We start from the raw sequence: 21,710 nt of genomic DNA, 5'->3' as shown, positions 1-21,710 counted from the left end.
CTGGGTGCATGGCCAGATCCCATCTCACTCTAGCCGCGCTGGCCACCTCGGCCGTCCCCGACCTCGACGTCTCCGGCGCTCGCACCCACAGCGCCGGCGGGTCCGGCGACTTCGACTCCGCGCTGCTCTCGACGAGGGACGGCTCCACCGTCATCGTGCGCGTCCCCACCTCGCAGGTGGCCGAGACGGAACAGAGCGCCGACCTGGTCGCGCTGCGCGCGCTCACCACGGGCATCCGCAGCCGCCTGCCGTTCGACGTGCCGCGGTACCTGGGTCAGGCGCCGATCGGCGGCACCCGCGCGGTCGTCTACGACTTCCTGCCCGGTCACCACATCGCCGTCGGGGATGTGCCCCCGGGCGACGGGCTCGCCGGCTCGATCGGGCACGCCATCGCCGCCATCCACGCCCTCCCGACCGCCTTCGTCGGCGAGGCCGGGCTCCCCGTGATGTCCGCCGCCGAGTGCCTGACCGCCGCCAACGCGGTCATCGAGTCGGCCGCATCCACCGGGCTGCTGCCGACCGCGCTGCGCGACCGCTGGCGCGACGCCGCGGCGGACCACTCCATCTGGCAGTTCCAGCCGACCGTCATCAACGGATCGTTGACGGCCGACTCGTTCCTCGTGCAGGACGACGTGGTGAGCGCGGTGATCGGCTGGTCGGCGCTCCGGGTCGGCGACCCGGCCCGCGACCTGCACTGGCTGCTCGCCATGAACCCGGACGCGACGGACGGCGCCCTGGGCGCCTACGCCTCCACGCGGCAGGTCGCCACCGACCGCCAGTTCACGCAGCGCGCCATGCTGTACGCGGAGCTGGAGGTGGCGCGCTGGCTGCTGCACGGCCGCGAGGTGCGCGACCAGTCCATCGTGGACGACGCGGTCGAGATGCTCGACGGCCTGGTCGAGCGGGTGCACACCAACTCGATGAACCCGCTGTCGACCGCGACCGGCCCGATCATGGCCGTCGGCGACGTGGAGGCGATGCTCGACCGGACACCGGGCGACCGGCCCGAGGGCTACCGCCGCTCGGGCGGGATGAAGCCCGTCGCCGACGACCAGAGCGACGTCAGCTCCTCCTCCGCGTAGAGCCGCTCCGGCCGCACCACGCGGTCGTCGGCGACGAAGTAGAAGACGGCGTCGATCCGCTCCGGGTCCACCCCGGCGTAGCGGGCGAATGCCAGCCGGTAGAGCGCGAGCTGCAGCTGCTTGCGCTCGAGGTCCTCCGCGTCGCGCGGCGCCTTCCCGGTCTTCCAGTCCACGATCTGGTAGTCGTGGATGCCGTCGCCGGCCCGGTAGACCGCATCGAGCTTGCACACCACCACCTGGCCGGCGAGCGTGATGTGGATCTCGAGCTCGACCTCCTCCGGACGCCGGCCCGACCACTCGCTGCGCTCGAAGGTCGCCTTCAGCTCGGCGAACCGCTCGGCCTCGAGGATGTCGCCCGCCGGGTCGTCGAGTTCGGCGCTGTACGCATCCAATTCGTCCGCAGCCCCCGCCAGGGTGCCGAAGCGCTCCTCGACCCAGCCGTGGAACAGCGTTCCGAGCCGGGTCTGGCGATAGGGCCGTTCGGGCATGGGACGCCGCAGAGCGGCGGCGACAGAGGCCGGGTCGGTGACGTAGTCCTTGAACCGCGAGGCGGGGATGCGGGCGGGCAGCTCCACGAGCGCGGCGTCCTCTGCGCGGCGCGCGCGCTCGGCGAGCAGCAGGTCGAGGTCGCGGGCGTAGACGCCGCCGTCGCCGGTGCCCTGCTCGCGCGCGCGGCGCACCGCCTCGGCCGCCTGCTCCACGCGGGTGCGGCGGCCGCCGAGCGGCTCGAGCGGCCAGGTGACGGTCGAGGAGGCGAGGGCGAGCGGGTTCTCGTCCGGCTCGTCGCAGTCGGGGAAGGCGTCCTCCGGCAGCAGTCCGGCCTCCTGGAGCTCGAGCAGGTACGCGCCCGGGCCGCGCGGCTTCGTCTGCGTCGACCAGTAGGAGCCGCTCAGCAGCAGCCGCTGCCGCGCGCGGGTCACCGCGACGTAGATCAGGCGGCGCTGCTCGTCGAGGTGCCGGGCGACGTTCTCCTCCTCGAACGCGGCGATGGACTCGTGCACGTCCTTCTGGGTCTCGGCCGTGCGCCACGCGATTACCGGGAGTTCGGCGGAGTCGCCGCGGAACTCGTTCGGGAGCTGCCCGAACGCGAGCCAGCCCTTGCGGCTCTGCGGCGGCCCGGGCAGCTCGCCGTCGACCAGGCGCGGGACCGCCACGACGTCCCACTCGAGCCCCTTGGCGCCGTGGATGGTGAGGATCTGGACCGTGCCCGGCTCCGGCTCCTCGCTGCGCGGCGCAAGGTTGTCGCGCTGTTCCGCCTCCGCGAGCCAGGAGAGGAAGGAGCCGAGCGTCGCCTGGTCGTCGGCGGCGAGGTACGACGCGACCTGCTCGGCGAAGGCGTCGAGGCTGGCCTGCCCGAGCTGGGCCGTCTCGTTGGCGGCCACCTCGATGTCGAGCAGCAGCTCCTGCTGCACCAGGGTGACCAGGTCGAGGAGGTCGAGGCCGACCCGCGAGCGGAGGTGGTCGAGCCGACGGCCCGCGTCGCGCATCCGCTCGAGCCCGGCCGGGCTGAAGCCGGCGAGCAGGGAGTGGCCGTCCGGTGCGTCGAGCACGAAGTCGAGCGCGTCGACGAGGGAGGCGCCCTCCTCCCCCGCGACCGACCGGCGGAGGCGCTCGCGCAGCTCCGGGTCGAGACGCTGGTGGCGGTGGTCGCGCTCGGCGAGCCAGGAGGCGACATCCCGCAGCACCGCGATGTCCTTCGGCCCGATGCGCCACTTGGCGCCGGTGAGCAGCCGGATCAGTTCCGAGCCCGCCGTCGGGTCGTGCATGACGCGGAGCGCGCTCACCAGGTCGGCGATGACCGGCTGCTCGAGCAGCCCGCCGAGCCCGAGCACGTGATACGGGACGCCGTGGCGCGCCAGGGCGCTGGTGAACACGTCGATCTTCTTGAGCGACCGGCAGAGCATCGCAGCGCTCGGCGGCGAGCCGTCGGCGTCCCGGTCGCGCAGGCGGGCGGCCAGCCAGCGCGCGACCGTGTCCGCCTCGTCGGCCACCGTCTGCTCGAAGACGGCGGTCAGCTCGCCGGGGACGGCACCGAGACGCGGCTGCAGCTGCTCGACGTGCACGGGCGAGGCCGCGGTCAGCGGAGCGACCAGCACGTTGGCGGCGTCGAGCACCCGGGTGGGATTGCGCCAGCTGGTGCTCAGCGCGTACTCGTCCGCGGCCTCCGGCGTGCCGGGCCGCTGACCGGTGAAGTCGGCCGAGAACCGGCCCAGGTTGGCGGCGCTCGCCCCGCGCCACCCGTAGATCGACTGGTGCGGGTCACCGACCGCCATGACCGGCTGCCCGGCGAAGAGCCGCGAGAGGAGGCGCGTCTGCACGACCGAGGTGTCCTGGTACTCGTCGAGGAGCACCACCCGGTAGCGCCGCCGGTAGTCGGCGACGACGGCGGGCAGGCGCTCGCAGACGTCGAGCGCGAGCGCCACCTGGTCGGAGTACTCGACGAATCCGCGCCGCCGCTTCTCGTCGGCGAACGCGCGGGCGAGATCGAGCAGCGGCGGCAGCGCACCGACCGCGTCGACCGCCGAGCGCACCGACGCGTACAGGTCCTTCACCCGGCCGTTGCCCGTCGGGAGCTCGGCGGTGCGCGCGAACTGCTCCACCATCCGCTCCACCTCGCCCGCATCGGCGACGTTCTCGCTCAGTGCGCGGCTGAGGCCGACGACGGCGCTCGTCACCGCCTCCACGCCGCGGTCGAGCTCCACCAGCCGGTCGTCCGTGCTGGTCACGACCAGGCGGCGGGCGAGCTGCCAGGCGGACGCCTCGCTGAGCACGGCGGATTCGGGCTCGCGCCCGATCAGGAGCGCGTTCTCACGGAAGATCGCGTTCGCGAAGGCGTTGTAGGTCGCGACCTCGGGGGCGTCGAACGGGTCGAACTCGACGTCGGTCACGCCCGAGGCGACGAGCTGCTCGATGCGCGTCCGGATGCGGCCGGCCAGCTCGCCCGCCGCCTTGCGGGTGAAGGTCAGCCCGAGGATTTCGGGCACGCGGACGTGCCCGTTGGCGAGCAGCCACACGACGCGGTTGGCCATGGTCTCGGTCTTGCCGCTGCCTGCTCCCGCGACCACGATCGCCGGCCGCAGCGGCGCCTCGATGACTGCCTGCTGCTGCGGGGTCGGGATGGGCAGCCCGAGCGCCTCCGCGATCGCGGCGGCGCTCAGTGCGGTGCGCGGCCGGGGGCGGCCGTCAGACGCGACGCCCGCATCCCCCTGGGCGTGGTCGGCCGCCTCGGCCTCCTGGGTCTCCTGGGCCTCCTGGGCCTCCGCCAGCGAGAACGCCTGCTCGACGAGGTCGCGGCCCGCCTCCTCCGCCGCCCACTCGAGCAGGCCGTCCTCGTCGATGCGGGTGGCTTCGTCGGTCATGCTGCTCCTCCCGCGCTGACCGCAGGCACCAGGTGGATGCGGTACTCGTACTTCCCGTGCGGATCGCGTTCGCCGAGGTCGACCACTCCGGCGAAGGTCGACCCCGCCATCCCCTCGGCCGCCCCCGCCACGCGGTCGCGGAGCCGGTCCAGCCGTTCCTCGTCCACCCGGTCCTGCGCGACCTCGCGGTAGCCCTTCCCCCGCACGCCCTTGGCGACGAACAGGAGCTTCGCCCCGCCGGACGGCAGACCGCCCGCCTGCTCGACGGCGCCGTGCTCCATCGCCAGCTGGTACGCGCCGAGCTGCGCGTGCTCGGCCGCCTCCGCCGCCGACGGCGTGCGGTTGCCGGTCTTGAGGTCGACGATCACCACGGTGCCGTCCGGGGTGCGCTCCACGCGGTCGATCGTCCCGCGCACCAGAGCGCGTCCCACGCGCAGCTCGAAGGCGCCCTCGGAGCCCAGCAGCACGCCGCCGGCGCGCTCGAAGTCGCGCAGGTACTCGGAGACGCCCGCGGTCAGCGTGCGCGTGCGCCGCCGCTCGCGCTCCTCGAGCCAGGGCGACTCGAACTCCAGCTCTCCCCAGCGCCGCTCGATGCCGCGCCAGAGCCGTTCGACGCTGAGGTCGCGGTCGTCGCTGGTGCTCGCCTCCTCCATCACCGCGTGCACCACCGTGCCGATCCCGGCCGCGAGCCCGCTCGGCGAGGCGGCCATGGTGTCCACGAACCAGGCCAGCGGCGACTTCTCGAAGGTCTCGAGCCGGGACGGCGACACGCGGACGACGGCCTCCGCGTCGGCGAGGTCGACCAGCGGCTCCGTGGTCGAGGGTTCGATGAGCCCGTACCAGGAGGCCGGATCGGCGCCCTCGACCTCGGCGTCCGCGAGCCGGGCGAGCGCCTCGGCGGCATCGGGCGCGCCCGTCGCCACCAGGCGGCGGCGCAGACGGCCGACCATGCCGCGCAGCGAGAGCGGATGCAGCTGGTCGTCCAGGTCGTCCACGGCCAGCTCACCGGCCAGCCGGAGGAACGGCGACGGCTGCTCGTCGTCGTTCGCCGTCGCGGTGAGCAGCACCTGCCCGCGGGAGCGCGACACGGCGAGCGCGAACATCCGCAGCTCGTCGCCGAGCACCTCCGCGCGCTCGTCCTCGGTCGCGGTCGGGCGGCCCTCCAGCGCATCCGCCAGCTCCTGCGGGTGCAGCAGCGATCCGCGCAGGCGCAGATTGGGCCAGACGCTCTCCTGCAGCCCCGCGACCGCCACGACCTCGAACTCCCGGCCGATGGCCGCGCTCGGGGTGCACACCAGCACGGCCTCGCCGGAGGTGCGGGCGGCCAGGGTGTCCTCCGGGACCTCGGCGCCGAGCAGCTCGACCACGAAGTCGGACGCGGGGCGTTCGGGGTACCGCTCGACGAAGCGCCGCGCGGCGGTGAACAGGGCGACGACGCCGTCGAGGTGGCGGTTGGCCTCGTCGGCGACGATCCCGCTGCGCCCGGACTGCTCCAGCCAGCGCGCCGCGAGGCCGCTGCGCTCCCAGACGTGCCAGAGCAGCTCCTCCACGGAGGCGCCCTGCGCGGCCTTCTCGCGCCCGGAACGCAGCGTCTCGGCGAGCCGTCCGGCACGGCGGGCGGGGGCGGCGTCGATCGTGGCCAGGTGGGCGGGGTGCTCCAGCGCCTCCACCAGCAGCTCGTCTCCCGGCCGGTTGCCCTCGCCGGCCAGCTCCTCCTGGCGGAGCGCCAGCCGCAGCCGCCGCAGGCTCACGCTGTCGAGGCCGCCGAACGGCCCGAGCAGCAGCTCGGTCGCGACGATCGGCGTGAGCTCGATCGCCCCCAGCTGCACGCCCGCGACCGTGACCAGCTGGCGGGCGGCGACGTCGTCGCGCAGCGGACGCCCGGCGATGCTCGTCGTGGTCGGCACCTCGGCGACGGCGAGCGCGCGCGACAGCGCGGGGACGTGCGCTCCGGAGCGGACGATGACGGCCATCTCGCTCCACGGCACACCGTCGAGCAGGTGCCGCTCGCGCAGCTTCCGGGCGAGGCGGGACGCCTCCGCCGGCGCCGAGGCGGCGACCAGGCGGACGATCTCGGGGCGGGGGACGTCGGCAGATGGGGTCTGCACATCCCGCTCCGTCGTCGGCTCGGCCTCGGGCTCGGGGCGGCCGGCGGACGCCATGCGCTGGACGCCGGCCGCCGCCGTGCCGATCCGCTCGGTGACGCGCGCGGTGAGCTCGCGCAGTGCGGGCGTCTGCCGGTGGGCGGTGGTGAGCACGAACCGGGTCACCGGGACGCCGAGCCGCGACTCCAGCTGGCCCAGAGCCGTCGTCTCGGCGCCGCGGAAGGTGGTGGATGCCACGTCCGGGTCGCCGAACGCCACCACGGCGACGCCGCGGTCGGCGAAGGCGCGGAGCAGCGCGACCGTGGCGACCGTCGCCTCCTGCAGGTCGTCGACGAACACCGCGCGCAGGCGGTCGAGCGAGCTTCCCTCGCGGACGACCGTCACTGCGGAGGCGATCAGCTCGGCCGAGTCGACGAAACCGCCGCGGTAGCTGTCGACGACGAGCTGGTACTCGGCGATGAACCGAGCGCCCGCCCGCCATTCGTCGCGGCCCGTGATGGCACCCAGCTCGGACAGGCGGGACGGGGTGACGCCGCGCTCGGCGCAACGCGCCATCAGCTCGCGCAGCTCGGTGCGGAACCCGCGGAGCGTGCGCACCTCCTCCACCAGCGGTTCCGGCCAGTGCGGGCCGGTGCCGTCCTCGATGTGGCCGCTGAGCAGTTCGGCGATGATCTGGTCCTGCTCGCCGCCGGTGAGCAGCCGTGGCGGCTCGGCGCCGAGGCGGCGGGCACGTTCGCCGACGAGCTGGAACGCGAGGGACGTCGCCGTGCGTGCCAGCGGACCCTGCGTCGGGACGGCGAGGCGCAGCGCGATCCGGTCGCGGAGCGCCGTCGCGGCGGTGCGGGATGCGCTCAGCGCGAGCACCTCGTCCGTGCCGTACCCCCGGCCCAGCACCCGCTCGGCGAGCGCCTCGACGAGCGTCGTCGTCTTGCCGGTTCCGGGGGCGCCGAGGACCGCGGCGGAGGCCTCGTCGGGCAGCGTCAGCACCTCGGCCTGCGCGGCGTCGAGCGTCGGGACGCTCGCGCCGTCAGCCCGTGCTGCGCGCATCCGGAAGCCCTGCGTCGTCATGGCTTTCACGCTATCGGCGTCCGCCGACAGAGAACGCGAGCGGGGGCCGCGAGCCGTGTGCCGTAGTCTGAACTCACACCCGCCGGTCAGACTCGAAAGGCACCAAACGTGGAGATCCGTATCGGAATCGTCAACGCCCCCCGCGAGCTCAGCTTCGAGACGTCGCAGCCGGCCGAGCAGCTCACCGAGCAGGTGGAGACGGCGCTGACGAACGGCGGCGGTGTGCTCAAGCTCACCGACGACAAGGGCCGCCTCTACGTCGTGCCGACCGCGGGCATCGCCTACGTCGAGCTCGGCACCGAGGAATCGCGCCGGATCGGCTTCGTCGGCTAGCCTCCCTCTCGTGGAACTGCTCTTCGTCGTCCTCGGCGGCGCCATCATCGGGCTCGCCGGCCGCTACCTCCTGCCGAACCGGCACACGCACGGCTCCGTGCTGATGCCCGCGATCGGCGTCGCGTCGGCGTCCGTGCTCTGGGTCGCCCTCACCTGGGCCGGACTGAAGTGGGACGGCGGCTGGATCTGGTGGATCACGCTGCTCGGCACAGCCCTCATCGTGGCGGTCGCCGACCTCCTGATCGGCCGCCTGCGCACCGAGAGCGACGACCGCATGCTGCACGCGCTCGCGAAGGGCGCCGTCGCGCGCTGACGCGCCCCTGGCGCACATTCGTGCCGAATGTCGCCTCTCGCCCCCGCTGAGCGCGCATTCGTGACGAATGTGCGGCTGCGGCACCCGGGAACATTCGTGCCGAATGTCGCCTTTCGTGCCCAGCGAGGGCGCATTCGTGACGAATGTTTCGGGGCGGGTCCGTCAGGCGGTCAGGCCGAGGGCGTCCATCCGGCGCGTGTGGGCGGCGATCAGCTCGGTGAAGATCGGCTCGATCCGCTCCTCGTCGGTCGCACGGTTGCCCGAGAGGTGCAGGGCCGACCGCGCCACGAGCAGCGTGTCGCCGACCAGCCGCCTTCCCCACATCGCCAGGCGCGAGGCCAGCAGCGGGTCCGCGCCGATCTCGGTGCGGAGAACCTCCAGCACGCCCTCCTGGCCGGACTCCGAGCCGAGCAGGTGCGCGATGCGCGGGCCCACGTCGCCCGGCAGACCGGCTGCGAGCCGGATGAAGAAGTCGTCGAGGAGGCCGCCGGTCACCAGCGCCGAGAGCAGCGTCTCGCGCCAGTCCGCCCCGACGATGAGCGCGCTGAAGCCTTCGATCTCCACGGCGAACGGCTCCATCGCCGCCGCCGGGTCGTCGCCGCGGCGGCGGATCTCCGCCACGATCCCCTGGTGCTTCGACAGTGCGTGGCCCGCGGCCGCCGAGACCAGCCCCTTGGCGCGGAGGTCGTCGGCTTCGGCCGCGACACGCGACAGCGTCTCGAACTGCTCCAGCTGGAGGTACGCGGCCTGACCGAGATACGGCAGCAGGTCCGGCATGACCTCGTGCAGGTCGACCCGCACCGTCGCGACCGGGCGCGACCGAGGGGTCAGGCGCGGGAGCTCGCCGGAGGGCCGGCGACGGGTGAACCAAGTCGACACGCTCAGCAGTGTATCGGGACGGTCCAGTAGGCTGGTCACGCCGTCGGCGCAGGATCGACGGCCTCACGCCTGCGACAGAGAACAGGGCGTGGACCCTCCCATCGAATCGACAGGCATCGCACCAGTGACTTTCTCCGAACTCAACATCGACCAGGACATGGTGGACGCGCTCGCGGCCAAGGGCATCATCGAGCCGTTCCCCATCCAGGCGCAGACCATCCCCCTCGCCCTCACCGGGCAGGACATCATCGGCCAGGCCAAGACCGGCACCGGCAAGACGCTCGGCTTCGGCCTCCCGCTGATCCAGCGTCTCGGCCTGGACCCCGCGCCCGGCGTGAAGGCCCTCGTCGTCGTGCCGACCCGCGAGCTGGCCATCCAGGTCTACGAAGACCTCGAGACCGCCGCCGCCGGCCGCCCGACCTCCATCGCCGCCATCTACGGCGGCAAGGCCTACGAGGGCCAGATCGCGCAGCTCAAGGGCGGCGCGCAGATCGTCGTCGGCACCCCGGGCCGTCTCCTCGACCTCGCCGGCCAGCGCCTGCTGAGCCTGGCGAACGTGCAGGAGATGGTGCTCGACGAGGCCGACAAGATGCTCGACCTCGGCTTCCTGGCCGACATCGAGAAGCTGTTCGCGCAGACCTCGCCGACCCGCCACACCATGCTGTTCTCGGCCACGATGCCGGGCCCGATCGTCGCCCTGGCGCGCCGGTTCATGACGCGCCCGGTGCACATCCGCGCGACCGACCCGGACGAGGGCCAGATCCAGGCCAACATCAAGCACCTCATCTACCGGGCCCACTCGCTCGACAAGGACGAGGTGATCGCGCGCATCCTGCAGGCCGAGGGCCGTGGGAAGACCGTCATCTTCACGCGCACCAAGCGCGCCGCCGCCAAACTGGTCGAGGAGCTGAACGACCGCGGCTTCAACGCGGCGGCCGTGCACGGCGACCTGAACCAGGAGCAGCGCGAGCGCGCGATGGCCGCGTTCAAGGCCGGCAAGAAGGACATCCTCATCGCCACGGATGTCGCGGCCCGCGGCATCGACGTGGATGACGTCACGCACGTCATCAACCACACCATCCCGGACGACGAGAAGACCTACCTGCACCGCGCGGGCCGCACCGGCCGCGCCGGCAAGACCGGCATCGCGGTGACCTTCGTCGACTGGGAGGACCTGCACAAGTGGGCCCTCATCAACCGGGCGCTGGAGTTCGGCCAGCCCGAGCCGACCGAGACCTACTCGTCGTCACCGCACCTGTTCAGCGACCTCGACATCCCGGCGGGCGCCAAGGGCCGGCTGAAGTCGACGCCGGCGGTCAAGGCTCCGGAGACCCCGCGCGGCGGGCGCACCGACTCGACCGGGCCGGAGGCCTCCGAGCGCTCCGGCAGCCGCCGTCGCCGCCGCACCCGCGGAGCGGGCGAGTCCCAGGGCGGCGCTCCGGCCGCGTCGACCGAGGGCGCTCCGGCGTCCGAGGGCGGCGAGCAGAAGGCCGCGGCCGGCACGCACGACGGCGGTGGATCGCAGCACCGCGACGGCAACAGCGCGCCGCGCCGGCGTCGCCGCCGCTCGCGTGGCGGCTCCCCCGCGACGCCCGCCAGCTGACCGGATCCGTTCTCCCGCCGAAGTGCACGTCGTTGCGGTCGACACGCCGTGCGACTGCACAGCAACGTGCACTTCGGCGAAAGGTCTGCGCTCAGTACCAGTTCGGGTCGTGGCTCATCTCGAAGTTCCACGCCGCACAGGGTGATCCGTACGCGCGGTTGATGTAGTCGAGCCCCCAGTTCACCTGGGTGTTCTGGTTCGTCATCCAGTCCGGGCCCGCACTCGCCATCTTGCTGGCGGGCAGCGACTGCGGGATGCCGTACGCGCCACTCGACGTGTTGTAGGCGTCGGCGCGCCAGCCCGACTCGTGGTTCCACAGCTTGATCAGGCACCCCATCTGGTCCTGCCCCCAGCCGAAGGCCGCGAGGCGGCTGGACGCGTACGCCTGCGCTCCCGCCGGGTCGACCACCATGCCGGGCGGAGGCGCGAAGCCGTCGGACCCGCCGCCCGAGTTCGCGGCCTGCTGGGCGGCCTCGGCCGCCGCGACGCCTTCGGCGTACTTCTGCTCGACGGACGCCTCCGTGTTCTTGAGGGTCGCCAGCTGCGCGTAGAGCGTGTTCGCGTGCTGCTTCTGGTCGGCGAGCTGCGCATCCGCCGCCTGCTTCGCCGCCGTGGCCGCGTCGAGCGCCTTCTTGGCGGCCGTCGCGAGCTGGTCGCGGATGGTCTGCGCCGCGGACGCCTGGGCGCTCAACGACGTGGCGAGGTTCTTCTGGGCGGTGGCCTGTGCGAACAGGGCGCTGGAGCGGTCGGCCAGCTTCGACACGGCGCCCAGCTGGTAGAGCAGCGAGTCGGACCGGGAGGCGCTCGGGCTGAGGAAGAGCCGGAGGGACACCGAGGATGTGCCCGCGCGCGTGAGCTGCTCGGCGAGCGTGCCGCTCTGCGCCTTGAGCTGGTCGGCCTTCGCGCCCGCCTCCTGCGCACGCTCAGCGAGGTCCTGCGCTTTCGCGGTCGCCGCCTGCAGCGCCGCCTCGGCCGCGCCGTACTCCCCGAGTCGCTTGACCGCGAGGTCGCCCGCCGCGTTGGCCGCGGTCTGGAGGCTCTGCAACAGGCCGTTGATCCGATCCACCTCCGCCTGGGCGGCCGCGGCGTTGTTCTTGGCGGCCTGCACGTCATCCCATGACGGGTAGGAGTCCGCGCTGGCCGGGGCCGCGCCTCCCGCGATGACCAGCGCAGCGGTCAGGGCGGCAGCCACCGCCGATCCTCGCCAGAACCGTCTCACCCGTGCACCTCGCTTCTCCCCCGCCGGGGTCCAGGCTACGGGCGGATCGTCACGGAGCGTAGAAAGGCGCCGCGCCTGTCGCTTCTTCGATCATCGCGTCGACCACCTCGGGGTCGGTGGTGTTCTCGCCCAGCCGGTTGGGCTTGCCCGCACCGTGGTAGTCGCTCGACCCGGTGATCCGGAGGCCGTAGCGGTCCGCGAGCTCGCGCAGCCGGGCGACGCCGTCGGCGGTGTTCTCGCGGTGGTCGAGCTCCAGGCCGAACAGCCCGGCGTCGACCAGGCGGCGGAGCCGGTCCTCGGGGATGACGCGGCTCCGGCCTCCGGTCGCGGGATGCGCGAGCACCGGCAGGCCGCCCGCGCCGCGGATCAGGCGGACGCCCGTCAACGGCTCGGGTGCGTAGTGCGGCTGGAAGTACCCGCTGCGCCAGTGCAGGATGCCCGCGAAGGCGGCACTGCGGTCGGACGCGAGCCCGCGGGCGACGAGCGCGTCGGCGATGTGCGGCCGCCCGACGGTCGCGCCCTCCGTCGCCTGCGCCAGGACGTCGTCCCAGGTGATGTCGTAGTCCTCGGAGATGCGCCGGACCATGTCCTCGGCGCGGCGCATCCGCCCGTCCCGGATGCGGAGCGTCTCGGCCGTGAGCGCCTCGTTCGTCGGGTCGAACAAATAACCGAGCATGTGGACGCTGGCGAACTCGATGCGCGTGGAGAGCTCCATGCCCGGGATGACGGTGACGCCGACGCGGGCCGACTCGGCGGCTGCGTCCGCCCATCCGGCGGTCGAGTCGTGGTCGGTGAGCGCGACCGTCCCGAGACCGGCTGCCGCGGCGGCGCGGACCAGCTCGGCCGGGGTCTCGGTCCCGTCCGAGACGCTCGAGTGCGTGTGCAGGTCGACGGGACCACGGAACCGTCGCGCATCAGCCATGGTCAACATCCTAGGAGTGGAAGAATGGTCGGCATGTCGCAGTCCACGAACGCCACGGCCGACCACGCGCCCCGCGCAACCCAGAACCGCTCCACGACCCCCGGGTCGGATGCGTTCCGCGAGTACATCGGGAGCGGATGGGCGGACCGCCCGGAGGTCGTCCCGGACGCCCGCAGGCAGGCCGCGTACGCCGCCGCCCGCCGTGCACGGATCTCGGAGCAGTTCCCCGGCAAGCGGCTCATCATCCCGGCCGGCCGGCTGAAGCAGCGGTCGAACGACACCGACTTCCCGTTCCGCGCGCACTCCGCCTTCGCGCACCTCACCGGCTGGGGCTCCGACTCCGAGCCGGGCAGCGTGCTCGTGCTGGAGCCGACCGCCTCCGGTCACGACGCGACCCTCTACTTCCGCGAGCGCGCGGGCCGCGACTCGGACGAGTTCTACGCGAACCCGGAGATCGGCGAGTTCTGGATCGGACCGCGCCCCTCGCTCGCGCAGGTCGCCGGCGACCTGAACCTGCCCACCCGGGGCATCGCCGAACTGCAGACGGTGCTCGACGCGGTCGACGGCGACACGATCGTGCTGCGCGAGGCCGACCCGGCGATCACCGACGAGGTGGATGCGGCCCGGCTGCTGCTGGGAACGGGCGCCGACGACACGGACGACGAGCTCGACGCGGAGGACCACGGCGACGACGACAAGCTCGCCCGCGACCTCTCCGAACTGCGGCTGATCAAGGACGAGTTCGAGATCGGCGAGCTGCGCGCGGCGGTCGCCGCGACGGCGCGCGGGTTCGAGGACGTCATCGCGGACCTGCCCCGGATCACGGCGCATCCCCGCGGCGAGCGGCTGGTGGAGGGCGTCTTCAACGGCCGGGCGCGCGCCGACGGCAACGCGGTCGGCTACGACACGATCGCGGCGAGCGGACCGCACGCGTGCATCCTGCACTGGACCAGGAACGACGGGCCCGTGGTGCCCGGCGACCTCATCCTCATGGACGCCGGTGTGGAGCTGGACAGCTACTACACCGCGGACATCACGCGCACCTTCCCGGTCGACGGGACGTTCAGCGAGACTCAGCGCCTGATCTACGAGGCCGTCCTGGAGGCGGCGGACGCAGCCTTCGCGGTCGTGCGCCCGGGCATCCGCTTCCGCGAGATCCACGCGACCGCGATGGCGGTCATCGCGCGCAAGACCGCCGAGTGGGGGCTGCTGCCAGTGACGGCGGAGGAGGCATTGGAGGCGGACAACCAGCAGCACCGCCGCTACATGGTGCACGGCACCAGCCACCACCTGGGCCTCGACGTGCACGACTGCGCGCAGGCGCGGCGCGAGCTCTACCTCGACGGCGTCCTGGAGCCCGGGATGGTGTTCACCATCGAGCCGGGACTGTACTTCCAGCCCGACGACCTCACCGTGCCGGAGCGGTTCCGCGGCATCGGCGTGCGGATCGAGGACAACATCCTCGTGACGGCCGACGGCGCCGAGAACCTCTCTGCGGCGATCCCGCGCACGCCCGACGACGTCGAGGCGTGGGTGCGCCGCCTCGCGCACTGACCCGGGGCTCTTCCTTTCGCCGAGGTGCACGTTGTTGCGCGGTCGTACGGCGTGTCGACCGCAACGACGTGCACCTCGGCGGAGACGGGTTAAGCGGAGGGCGCGGGCGGGTTGTCGTTGCCCGCGGGCGGAGCGACCGGCGGCGCGACGGGCGGCGCGGCCGCCGGGGGCGCGGGCGGCGGGTCGGACGGGTGCTGCGGCTGCGCGGGCGGCGTCCAGCCGGCTGGGGCTGCGGGCTGCTGCTGCTCCGCTCCCCCGCTCGCGAGCAGGTTGCGGGCGCGGTTGCCGAGCTCCGAGTCCACGAGCACCGAGTAGCTCGTCGCGATCACCTGCTGCACGGAGGTGAAGTCGCGGCGCCGGCGGTTGACGGCGTACGAGACGATGCCCCACAGCATCCCGAAGCCGGCGCCGAGCAGCAGGGCGGCGAGCACGAAGGCCAGGCTGACCGTCGGCGAGAAGATGACGAGCAGCAGCCCGAAGAAGATGCCCAGCCAGGCGCCCGAGGCGGCTCCGGCGAGCGCGACGCGCCCCCAGGTCAGCTTGCCGGTGACGCGCTCGACGCTCTTCAGGTCGCTGCCGACGATAGAGACCTTGTCGACCGGGAAGTCGGCCCGGGCCAGCACATCCACCGCCTCCTGCGCCTCGGGGTAGCTCTCGAAGGTGGCCACGACCTCGCCGCGCGGCAGCGTCGGGAAGAGGATGCGGTTGCGCCCGTTCAGGGACCCAGGTGTGCTCATGCGCCCCATTGTTCCATCCGGGACCGTGCGGGGCCCAGCGACCAGCCGTCGTTCACCCTCGAGGACTAGGTTATGAGGGTGAGTGCCGCCAGAGTCTTCGTCGCCCGTCTCGCCGGGACGACCGTGTTCGACCCCGTGGGAGACCGGGTCGGCAAGGTCCGTGATGTCCTGGTCGTGTACCGGAAGAACGATCCTCCGCGGGTGGTCGGGCTGATCGTCGAGATCCCCGGCAAGCGCCGCGTCTTCCTCTCGATCGGGCGGGTCACGAGCATCGGCAGCGGCCAGATCATCACGAACGGCATCATCAACGTGCGCCGCTTCGAGCAGCGCGGCGGAGAGGTGCGCGTCATCGCCGAGCTGCTGGGCCGCCGCGTCGTGTTCGCCGACGGCAGCGGCGAGGCGACCATCGAGGACGTCGCGATCGAGGAGACCGACACCGGCGACTGGGCCGTCAGCCAGCTGTTCGTCCGCAAGCCGAAGACCGGCCCCTCGCCGTTCGGAAAGGGCGCGACGACGTTCGTCACCTGGAACGAGGTGCGCGAGAAGCAGAACCGCGGCGAGGCGCAGTCCGCCGAGCAGCTGATCGCCACCTATTCCGAGCTGAAGCCGGCCGACCTGGCCAACACGCTGCTCGACCTCCCCCAGCAGCGGATGCTCGAGGTGGCCGAGGAGCTGCCCGACGACCGCCTGGCGGACGTGCTGGAGGAGATGCCCGAGAGCGAGCAGGTGCAGATCCTCGCCAAGCTGAACGACGACCGCGCCGCGGACGTGCTCGACCAGATGCAGCCGGACGACGCCGCCGACCTGATCGCCCAGCTGTCGGACGAGCGCGGTGAGCACCTGCTCGAGCTGATGGAGCCGGAGGAGGCGGAGGACGTCCGCATGCTCCTCAGCTACAACCCGGACACCGCGGGCGGCCTGATGACCACGGAGCCGATCATCGTCTCCGCCGACGCGACCGTCGCGGAGGGTCTCGCCCTCATCCGCCGTCACGAGCTCGCACCGGCCCTCGGGGCCGCGGTGTGCGTGACGCTCCCGCCCTACGAGGCGCCGACCGGCCGCTTCCTGGGCGTCGTGCACTTCCAGCGGATGCTGCGCTACCCGCCGCACGTGCGCCTCGGCACCCTGCTCGACCCGGGCCTGGAGCCGGTCACGGCGGACACCTCCGCGGCCGAGGTGTCGCGCATCCTCGCCTCGTACAACCTGGTCTCCGTGCCGGTCGTGGACGACAAGCACCGACTCGTCGGGGTGGTGACCATCGACGACATCCTCGACTACCTGCTCCCCGACGACTGGCGAAGTCAAGACGAGGACGAGCCCGTGAAACATGCGGCGCCGTCCGACGAGACCGGCAGCATCCGCATCGTGAACGGAAGGAGGGGCGGAAGTGGCACGAGGTAGGCAGGACACGGGGCTCGACGCCCCCAAGGGGCTGCGGACGCCGGTGCTCCGGCGCGACCCGATGGAGTCGAGCGACCGCTTCGGGCGGTTCACCGAGTGGATCGCCCGCGCCATGGGCACGCCGTGGTTCGTGCTCGGGCTGACGATCTTCGTCATCGCCTGGATGGCGTGGAACACGCTGACCCCGAAGACGTGGCGGTTCGACTCCGCCGATCTGGGCTTCATCGCCCTCACCCTGGTGCTGTCGCTGCAGGCGTCGTACGCCGCACCGCTCATCCTGTTGGCGCAGAACCGTCAGGACGACCGCGACCGGGTGCAGATCGAGCAGGACCGGCAGCGCGCCGAGCGCAACCTGGCCGACACGGAGTACCTGGCGCGCGAGGTCGTCGCGCTGCGGCTCGCCGTGAAGGACATGGCGACGAAGGACTTCATCCGGGCCGAGCTGAGATCCCTGCTCGAAGACCTGGAGCGGAGCGAGGCGGGCGAGGGCGAGCAAGCACGTGCCTGAGCGGGGCGGCGACCTCGCGGGCGCCGTGCGGAGCGCGCTCGCGGCGGTGCTCGATCCGGAGATCCGCAAGCCGATCACCGAGCTCGACATGGTGGGCGACGTGACGGTGGATGCGGACGGCCGCGCCGCGGTCGGCATCAAGCTGACGATCGTCGGCTGCCCGGCCGCCGACGCCATCGAGCGCGACGTGCGCGCGGCGACCTCGGCCGTGCCGGGCGTCACCGCCACCGAGGTCGACGTCACGGTGATGACGCCGGCGGAGCGGCGAGCGCTGACCGAGAAGCTGCGGGCCGGACGGCCTGCGCGCGGGGCGCAGTTCGGACCGGACTCGCTCACCCGCGTATACGCCGTGACCAGCGGCAAGGGAGGCGTCGGCAAGTCGACGCTCACCGCGAACCTCGCGGTCGCCCTGGCGGAGCGCGGCCTGCGGGTGGGCATCGTGGATGCGGACGTGCACGGGTTCTCGATCCCCGGCATCCTGGGCCTGACCGACGAGAACGGCGTCGCGCCGCGCCCCACCCGGGTCGACGACATGATCCTGCCGCCGGTCGCCTACGGGGTGAAGGTCGTGTCCATCGGGATGTTCGTGGACTCGGCCTCGGCGGCGGTCGCCTGGCGTGGACCGATGCTGCACCGGACCATCCAGCAGTTCCTCTCCGACGTGTTCTTCGGCGACCTGGATGTGCTGCTCCTCGACCTGCCGCCCGGCACCGGCGACGTGGCCATCTCCGTCGGCCAGCTGCTGCCGACGGCGGAGGTGCTCGTCGTCACGACGCCGCAGCCCGCCGCGGCCGACGTGGCGGAGCGCAGCGGCGTCGTCGCCCGCCAGACCGGCCAGCGCGTCATCGGCGTGATCGAGAACATGGCGGGGCTGGTGCAGCCGGACGGCAGCATCCTCGACCTGTTCGGCACCGGCGGCGGCGCGGAGGTCGCCCGCCGCCTGTCGGCCGGGCAGGACGAGGAGGTGCCGCTGCTCGCGAGCGTGCCGCTCAGCATCCCTTTGCGCGCCGGCGGCGACACCGGTGCGCCGATCGTGGTGACCGACCCCGCGGACCCGGCGGCCGCCGCGATCCGCGCGGTCGCGGACCGGCTCGCGACCCGCTCGCGCGGCCTTGCCGGCCGCAAGCTCGGCCTCTCCGTGCGCTGACGCGCCGCGCGCCACTGCGCCGGCCCCCTAGGCGGCTCGCGAGCAGCGCAGCGAGTGGTGACATCTGGTCGCAATTCGCGGCGGATTCGCGCGATTACTCACGACTCGCGGGGCGCAACGCGCGCGTCAGGCGTCGGGCGGCTCGACGGCGCGGGCGAGGAGCTCGACCAGGAGGCGCTCGGCGACGGGACGCGGCAGCGCCTCGACCAGGGCGAGCAGCGGCGCTTGGTCGTCGGGAAGGCCGGGCGTCGCCGATCCCGTCAGACCGAGGCCGCTCAGGATGTGCGCAGCGGTCGCCGAGTCGGGCACCGCTCCCGTGGGCAGCGGCGGCAGCGCCGCTACGACCGCCTCGCGGTCCACGGCGGGCACCCCGCGCGCCTCGTCCGCGGCGCCGCGCAGCGCGGCCTCCAGCTCGTCCAGGCGGCTCTCCGTCACCGGAGTGATCGTCAGGTGCGTGGTGTGCGGCAGCCGCGTGCCGTCGGGCTGCGCGAGGCCCGGCTGCAGTTGCAGGATCCAGCCGCGGCGGCGCACCCGGTCGGCCCAGCGGTGCGGGTCGACGCGCCGCTCGACGGGCACGGTGTCGTCGGCGGCGACGGCGAGCAGCGGTCCGGTCGGCTCGCCGACGACGCGCAGGCCCTCGATGTCGCCCACGATGTCCAGGAGTCCGCGGGTGGCACGGCGGCACGACTCCGCCAGCTCGGCGAAGCCGCGGGCGCCGAGCGCCTGCACGATCGCCCACGAGGCCGCCATCGCCGCGGCCGACTTGGAGCCGAGGAGGGTCGCGTTGACGACCGGGTACCCGGGCCAGCCGGTCGTCGCGAAGTACTGCCGGCGCTGGCGGTCGCGTCCGCGCTGGAGCAGCACGCTCGCGCCCTTCGGGGCGTAGCCGTACTTGTGCAGGTCCGCGGAGACGCTGGTGACGCCCGCGACGCGGAAGTCCCAGGCGGGCAGCGCCGAGCCGTCCGCCGCGCGCCAGAAGGGCAGGATCCAGCCGCCGATGCACGCGTCGACGTGGCACGCGACGCCCGCCTCCTCACACGCCGCGGCGACCGCCTCGACCGGGTCGAGGGTCGCGTACGGGTACGACGGGGCCGAGACGACGACGAGCGCGACGTCCGGGCCGATCCGCCCGATGAGGGCGTCGGCGTCGACGGTGCCGCTCACCGCATCCACCGGCACGAGGTCCAACGCGAGGTCGAACAGCGCCGCCGCCTTCTGGAACGCCGCGTGCACCGTTACCGGCGCCAGCAGCCTCGGCGTCCCCGTCCCGCCCGCGGCGCGCCAGACGTCGCGCGCTGTCTTGACCGCGAGGAGGCACGACTCGGTCCCTCCGGACGTCACCGACCCGACGACGTCGTCGTCGCCGTGCAGCAGCTCCCGGGCGAAGGCGACGACCTCGCGCTCCATCACCGCGACCGACGTGAACGTGGTGGGGTCGAGCCCGTTCACCGGCTGGACCAAGCGCATCGCGTCTGCCGCGAGCCGGTCGAGCTCCGGCATCCCGGAGTCGTACACGTAGCTGAGCACGCGCCCGCCGTGGGTCGGGGCGTCGGCCTCGCGAAGCGCGGAAAGGCGAGCCAGGATCGCCCCGGCGTCAAAGGACGTCATCGATGTCTCCCTTCCGCAGCCGGTAGCGCGCGAGCGGCACCAGACTGATCGCGATGATCGCGGCGGGCACCAGGCTGAAGCTGAGCGCGATCCCCGCGACCGCGCTCGCGGGCTGGCCGGCGGCGTCCGCGACGGCCGCACTGCGCGAGACGTAGCCGCTGACGGCGAGGACGATGCTGAGCACCGTGGCGCCGAGCGCCATGCCCGTGGTCTCCCCCGCGGTCCACATGCCGCCGAACGTCCCCGCCCGGCCCTCGCCGTTGCGGCGGGCGTCGTGCGAGATCACGTCGGGCAGCATGGCCATCGGGAGCGACTGCATCCCCGCGTAGGCGGCGCCGGCCACGGCGACGGGCGCGTACACCCACGCGCCGGGCGCCCACAGCAGGCCCACCATGGAGAGCGCCGCAACGGCGAAGAGGATGCTCGCCGCGACGAACCCGCGCTCCTTGCCGATCCGCCGGGCGATCACGCCCCACAGCGGCGCGACGACGAGCGCGGGGGCGATCAGCGCGACGAACAGGAACGTGACGGCGTCCTCCGAGTGCAGCACCCACGTGGCCACGTAGTTCGCCCCGGCGAGCATCAGACCGGTGGCGAGCCCCTGCAGGAGGAACGTCAGCAGCAGCGCGCGGAACGGCTGGCTCTCGCGCAGCACCCGCACGCCCGCGGCGTAGTTCGACCGCACGGTCGCCCACACGCTCGCCCGCGGCGGCACATCACCGCTGGGCAGGCCGCGCGGTGCGACGAACGCGGAGACCAGCATCCCGGCGCCGATCACCACGCCCGCGACGAGCGCCATCAGCAGGTACCCGGCGAACGAGTTGCCGCCGCCGAGGGTGCGCAGCGCCGGACCGCCCGCGCCGAACAGCAGGATCGCGAAGGTCAGCACCACCACGCGCCAGGTGAGCAGACGCGTGCGCTGGTCGTACCCGGAGGCGAGCTCGGCGGGCAGCGCGATGTACGGCACCTGGAACAGGCTGAACGCGGTCGCCGTCAGCACGAAGGCGACCAGCACCCAGACGGCGGCCGCGCCGGCGGCGGTCCCGGGCGGCACGGCGAACGTGAGCAGGAAGAACACCGGCAGCGCGATCGCGCCGAGCAGCATCATCGGCCGCCGCGATCCGTGCACCGCGAGCATCCGGTCGCTGCGGGCGCCGATCACCGGGTCGATGAGCACATCCCACACCTTGGCGACGGTCACGACGACGCCCGCGACGATCGCGGCGACCCCGAGCGAGTCGGTGAGGTAGTAGACGAGCACCAGGCCGGGAAGCGTGGCGAACCCGCCCGTCCCCAGCGAGCCGACGGCGTAACGCGCGACGGTCGCCCGGGTCAGCGACTGCTCCGTTGCGATCATGTCCGCAGCGTAGTGGATGCGCGCCCCGCCCACGCGCGCCCCGCCCGCGCGGACCGCCCCGGCGGCGCGGGCCGCCGCGTCAGGTGGACTCGGTGTCGAACGGCGGCGTCGCCCCGGCCGCCAGCGGCATCCTCCGCTGCGCGTAGGCCGACTGCGTCACCGGCTTGATCGCGCTCGCGGGCTCCGCCGAGTCCTCCAGCAGCGCCTCGCGGATGATGCGCCGGGGGTCGTACTGCCGGGGGTCGAGCTTCTTCCAGTCGACGTCGTCGAACTCCGGGCCCATCTCGTCGCGCATGCGGTCCTTCGCGCCGTTCGCGAAGTCGCGCAGCGAGCGCACCAGCTGACCGAGCTTGGCGGCGTAGGCGGGCAGGCGTTCGGGGCCGATGACGAACGCGGCGATGACCGCGACGATCAGCAGCTTGTCGAAAGTGAGCCCGAACACCATTCCAGGGTATCGCGGCGGTGCCTGCACGGATGGCGCGGGAGCCGACCGTATCCTCGGAGTTGACCACGAA

17 protein-coding genes are annotated in these 21,710 nt (G+C 73.1%); 8 read left to right on the top strand and 9 right to left on the bottom strand.

Annotation, left to right across the window (positions count from 1 at the left end; genetic code table 11):
- Positions 1 to 8 precede the first annotated feature (8 nt).
- Positions 9 to 1,082: a phosphotransferase gene (locus J2W45_RS01785; RefSeq protein ID WP_310128517.1), complete on the top strand. Its 1,074-nt coding sequence runs from the start codon at positions 9 to 11 to the stop codon at positions 1,080 to 1,082.
- Here J2W45_RS01785 and J2W45_RS01780 read toward each other — a convergent pair.
- Both J2W45_RS01780 and J2W45_RS01775 read right to left on the bottom strand, forming a co-directional pair.
- Positions 1,013 to 4,441: an ATP-dependent DNA helicase gene (locus tag J2W45_RS01780; RefSeq protein ID WP_310128516.1), complete on the bottom strand. Its 3,429-nt coding sequence runs from the start codon at positions 4,439 to 4,441 to the stop codon at positions 1,013 to 1,015. The genes J2W45_RS01785 and J2W45_RS01780 overlap by 70 nt on opposite strands.
- A complete protein-coding gene (locus J2W45_RS01775; RefSeq protein ID WP_310128513.1) occupies positions 4,438 to 7,614 on the bottom strand; it encodes an ATP-dependent helicase in 3,177 nt (1,058 codons plus the stop codon). Before J2W45_RS01775 ends, J2W45_RS01780 begins: the two co-directional genes overlap by 4 nt.
- 108 nt (positions 7,615 to 7,722) lie before the next feature.
- Here J2W45_RS01775 and J2W45_RS01770 point away from each other — a divergent pair, with 108 nt between their 5' ends.
- Positions 7,723 to 7,947: a DUF3107 domain-containing protein gene (locus J2W45_RS01770; RefSeq protein ID WP_310128512.1), complete on the top strand. Its 225-nt coding sequence runs from the start codon at positions 7,723 to 7,725 to the stop codon at positions 7,945 to 7,947.
- A 10-nt stretch (positions 7,948 to 7,957) separates the two neighbouring features.
- On the top strand, positions 7,958 to 8,260 hold the full coding sequence (locus J2W45_RS01765; protein ID WP_310128510.1) for a hypothetical protein: 303 nt from the start codon (positions 7,958 to 7,960) through the stop codon (positions 8,258 to 8,260).
- Between the two features lie 162 nt (positions 8,261 to 8,422).
- Here J2W45_RS01765 and J2W45_RS01760 read toward each other — a convergent pair whose 3' ends face one another.
- Positions 8,423 to 9,139: a ferritin-like fold-containing protein gene (locus J2W45_RS01760; RefSeq protein WP_310128508.1), complete on the bottom strand. Its 717-nt coding sequence runs from the start codon at positions 9,137 to 9,139 to the stop codon at positions 8,423 to 8,425.
- A gap of 124 nt (positions 9,140 to 9,263) precedes the next feature.
- Between J2W45_RS01760 and J2W45_RS01755 the strand changes: the two genes are divergently transcribed.
- Positions 9,264 to 10,742: a DEAD/DEAH box helicase gene (locus tag J2W45_RS01755; protein ID WP_310128506.1), complete on the top strand. Its 1,479-nt coding sequence runs from the start codon at positions 9,264 to 9,266 to the stop codon at positions 10,740 to 10,742.
- Between the two features lie 91 nt (positions 10,743 to 10,833).
- On the opposite strand, the gene J2W45_RS01750 is transcribed toward J2W45_RS01755, so the two are convergent.
- Both J2W45_RS01750 and J2W45_RS01745 read right to left on the bottom strand, forming a co-directional pair.
- Positions 10,834 to 11,934 carry an aggregation-promoting factor C-terminal-like domain-containing protein gene (locus J2W45_RS01750; RefSeq protein WP_310128504.1) on the bottom strand — a complete coding sequence of 367 codons (1,101 nt, stop codon included), beginning with the start codon at positions 11,932 to 11,934 and terminating at the stop codon, positions 10,834 to 10,836.
- 76 nt (positions 11,935 to 12,010) lie between these two features.
- Positions 12,011 to 12,883 carry a PHP domain-containing protein gene (locus J2W45_RS01745; protein WP_310128503.1) on the bottom strand — a complete coding sequence of 291 codons (873 nt, stop codon included), beginning with the start codon at positions 12,881 to 12,883 and terminating at the stop codon, positions 12,011 to 12,013.
- Between the two features lie 33 nt (positions 12,884 to 12,916).
- Between J2W45_RS01745 and J2W45_RS01740 the strand changes: the two genes are divergently transcribed.
- A complete protein-coding gene (locus tag J2W45_RS01740) occupies positions 12,917 to 14,437 on the top strand; it encodes an aminopeptidase P family protein (RefSeq protein ID WP_396427050.1) in 1,521 nt (506 codons plus the stop codon).
- 89 nt (positions 14,438 to 14,526) lie between these two features.
- On the opposite strand, the gene J2W45_RS01735 is transcribed toward J2W45_RS01740, so the two are convergent.
- The gene (locus J2W45_RS01735; RefSeq protein WP_310128499.1) at positions 14,527 to 15,174 is read right to left on the bottom strand and encodes a YflT domain-containing protein; all 648 of its coding nucleotides are present in this window, start codon (positions 15,172 to 15,174) and stop codon (positions 14,527 to 14,529) included.
- 78 nt (positions 15,175 to 15,252) lie between these two features.
- Here J2W45_RS01735 and J2W45_RS01730 point away from each other — a divergent pair, with 78 nt between their 5' ends.
- Genes J2W45_RS01730 through J2W45_RS01720 form a run of 3 tightly spaced genes read left to right on the top strand, consistent with a single transcriptional unit; the run spans position 15,253 to position 18,230 of the window.
- Positions 15,253 to 16,575 carry a magnesium transporter MgtE N-terminal domain-containing protein gene (locus J2W45_RS01730; RefSeq protein ID WP_310128497.1) on the top strand — a complete coding sequence of 441 codons (1,323 nt, stop codon included), beginning with the start codon at positions 15,253 to 15,255 and terminating at the stop codon, positions 16,573 to 16,575.
- The gene (locus J2W45_RS01725; protein ID WP_310128495.1) at positions 16,562 to 17,083 is read left to right on the top strand and encodes a DUF1003 domain-containing protein; all 522 of its coding nucleotides are present in this window, start codon (positions 16,562 to 16,564) and stop codon (positions 17,081 to 17,083) included. The genes J2W45_RS01730 and J2W45_RS01725 overlap by 14 nt, the downstream gene beginning before the upstream one ends.
- Complete coding sequence (locus J2W45_RS01720) at positions 17,076 to 18,230, top strand: Mrp/NBP35 family ATP-binding protein (protein WP_310128493.1); 1,155 nt, start codon at positions 17,076 to 17,078, stop codon at positions 18,228 to 18,230. The genes J2W45_RS01725 and J2W45_RS01720 overlap by 8 nt, the downstream gene beginning before the upstream one ends.
- A 126-nt stretch (positions 18,231 to 18,356) precedes the next feature.
- On the opposite strand, the gene J2W45_RS01715 is transcribed toward J2W45_RS01720, so the two are convergent.
- The 3 genes from J2W45_RS01715 to J2W45_RS01705 form a co-directional block, all read right to left on the bottom strand.
- Positions 18,357 to 19,838: a pyridoxal phosphate-dependent decarboxylase family protein gene (locus J2W45_RS01715; RefSeq protein WP_310128491.1), complete on the bottom strand. Its 1,482-nt coding sequence runs from the start codon at positions 19,836 to 19,838 to the stop codon at positions 18,357 to 18,359.
- A complete protein-coding gene (locus J2W45_RS01710) occupies positions 19,825 to 21,195 on the bottom strand; it encodes an MFS transporter (protein WP_310128490.1) in 1,371 nt (456 codons plus the stop codon). The genes J2W45_RS01715 and J2W45_RS01710 overlap by 14 nt, the downstream gene beginning before the upstream one ends.
- A 79-nt stretch (positions 21,196 to 21,274) precedes the next feature.
- The gene (locus J2W45_RS01705) at positions 21,275 to 21,640 is read right to left on the bottom strand and encodes a twin-arginine translocase TatA/TatE family subunit (RefSeq protein ID WP_310128489.1); all 366 of its coding nucleotides are present in this window, start codon (positions 21,638 to 21,640) and stop codon (positions 21,275 to 21,277) included.
- Positions 21,641 to 21,710 lie beyond the last annotated feature (70 nt).

Source organism: Leifsonia shinshuensis (assembly GCF_031456835.1).
Classification (GTDB): Bacteria; Actinomycetota; Actinomycetes; order Actinomycetales; family Microbacteriaceae; genus Leifsonia; species Leifsonia shinshuensis_C.
The sequence above is the reverse complement of the archived record's forward strand: the minus strand, read 5'-3'. Positions and strand labels throughout refer to the sequence as shown.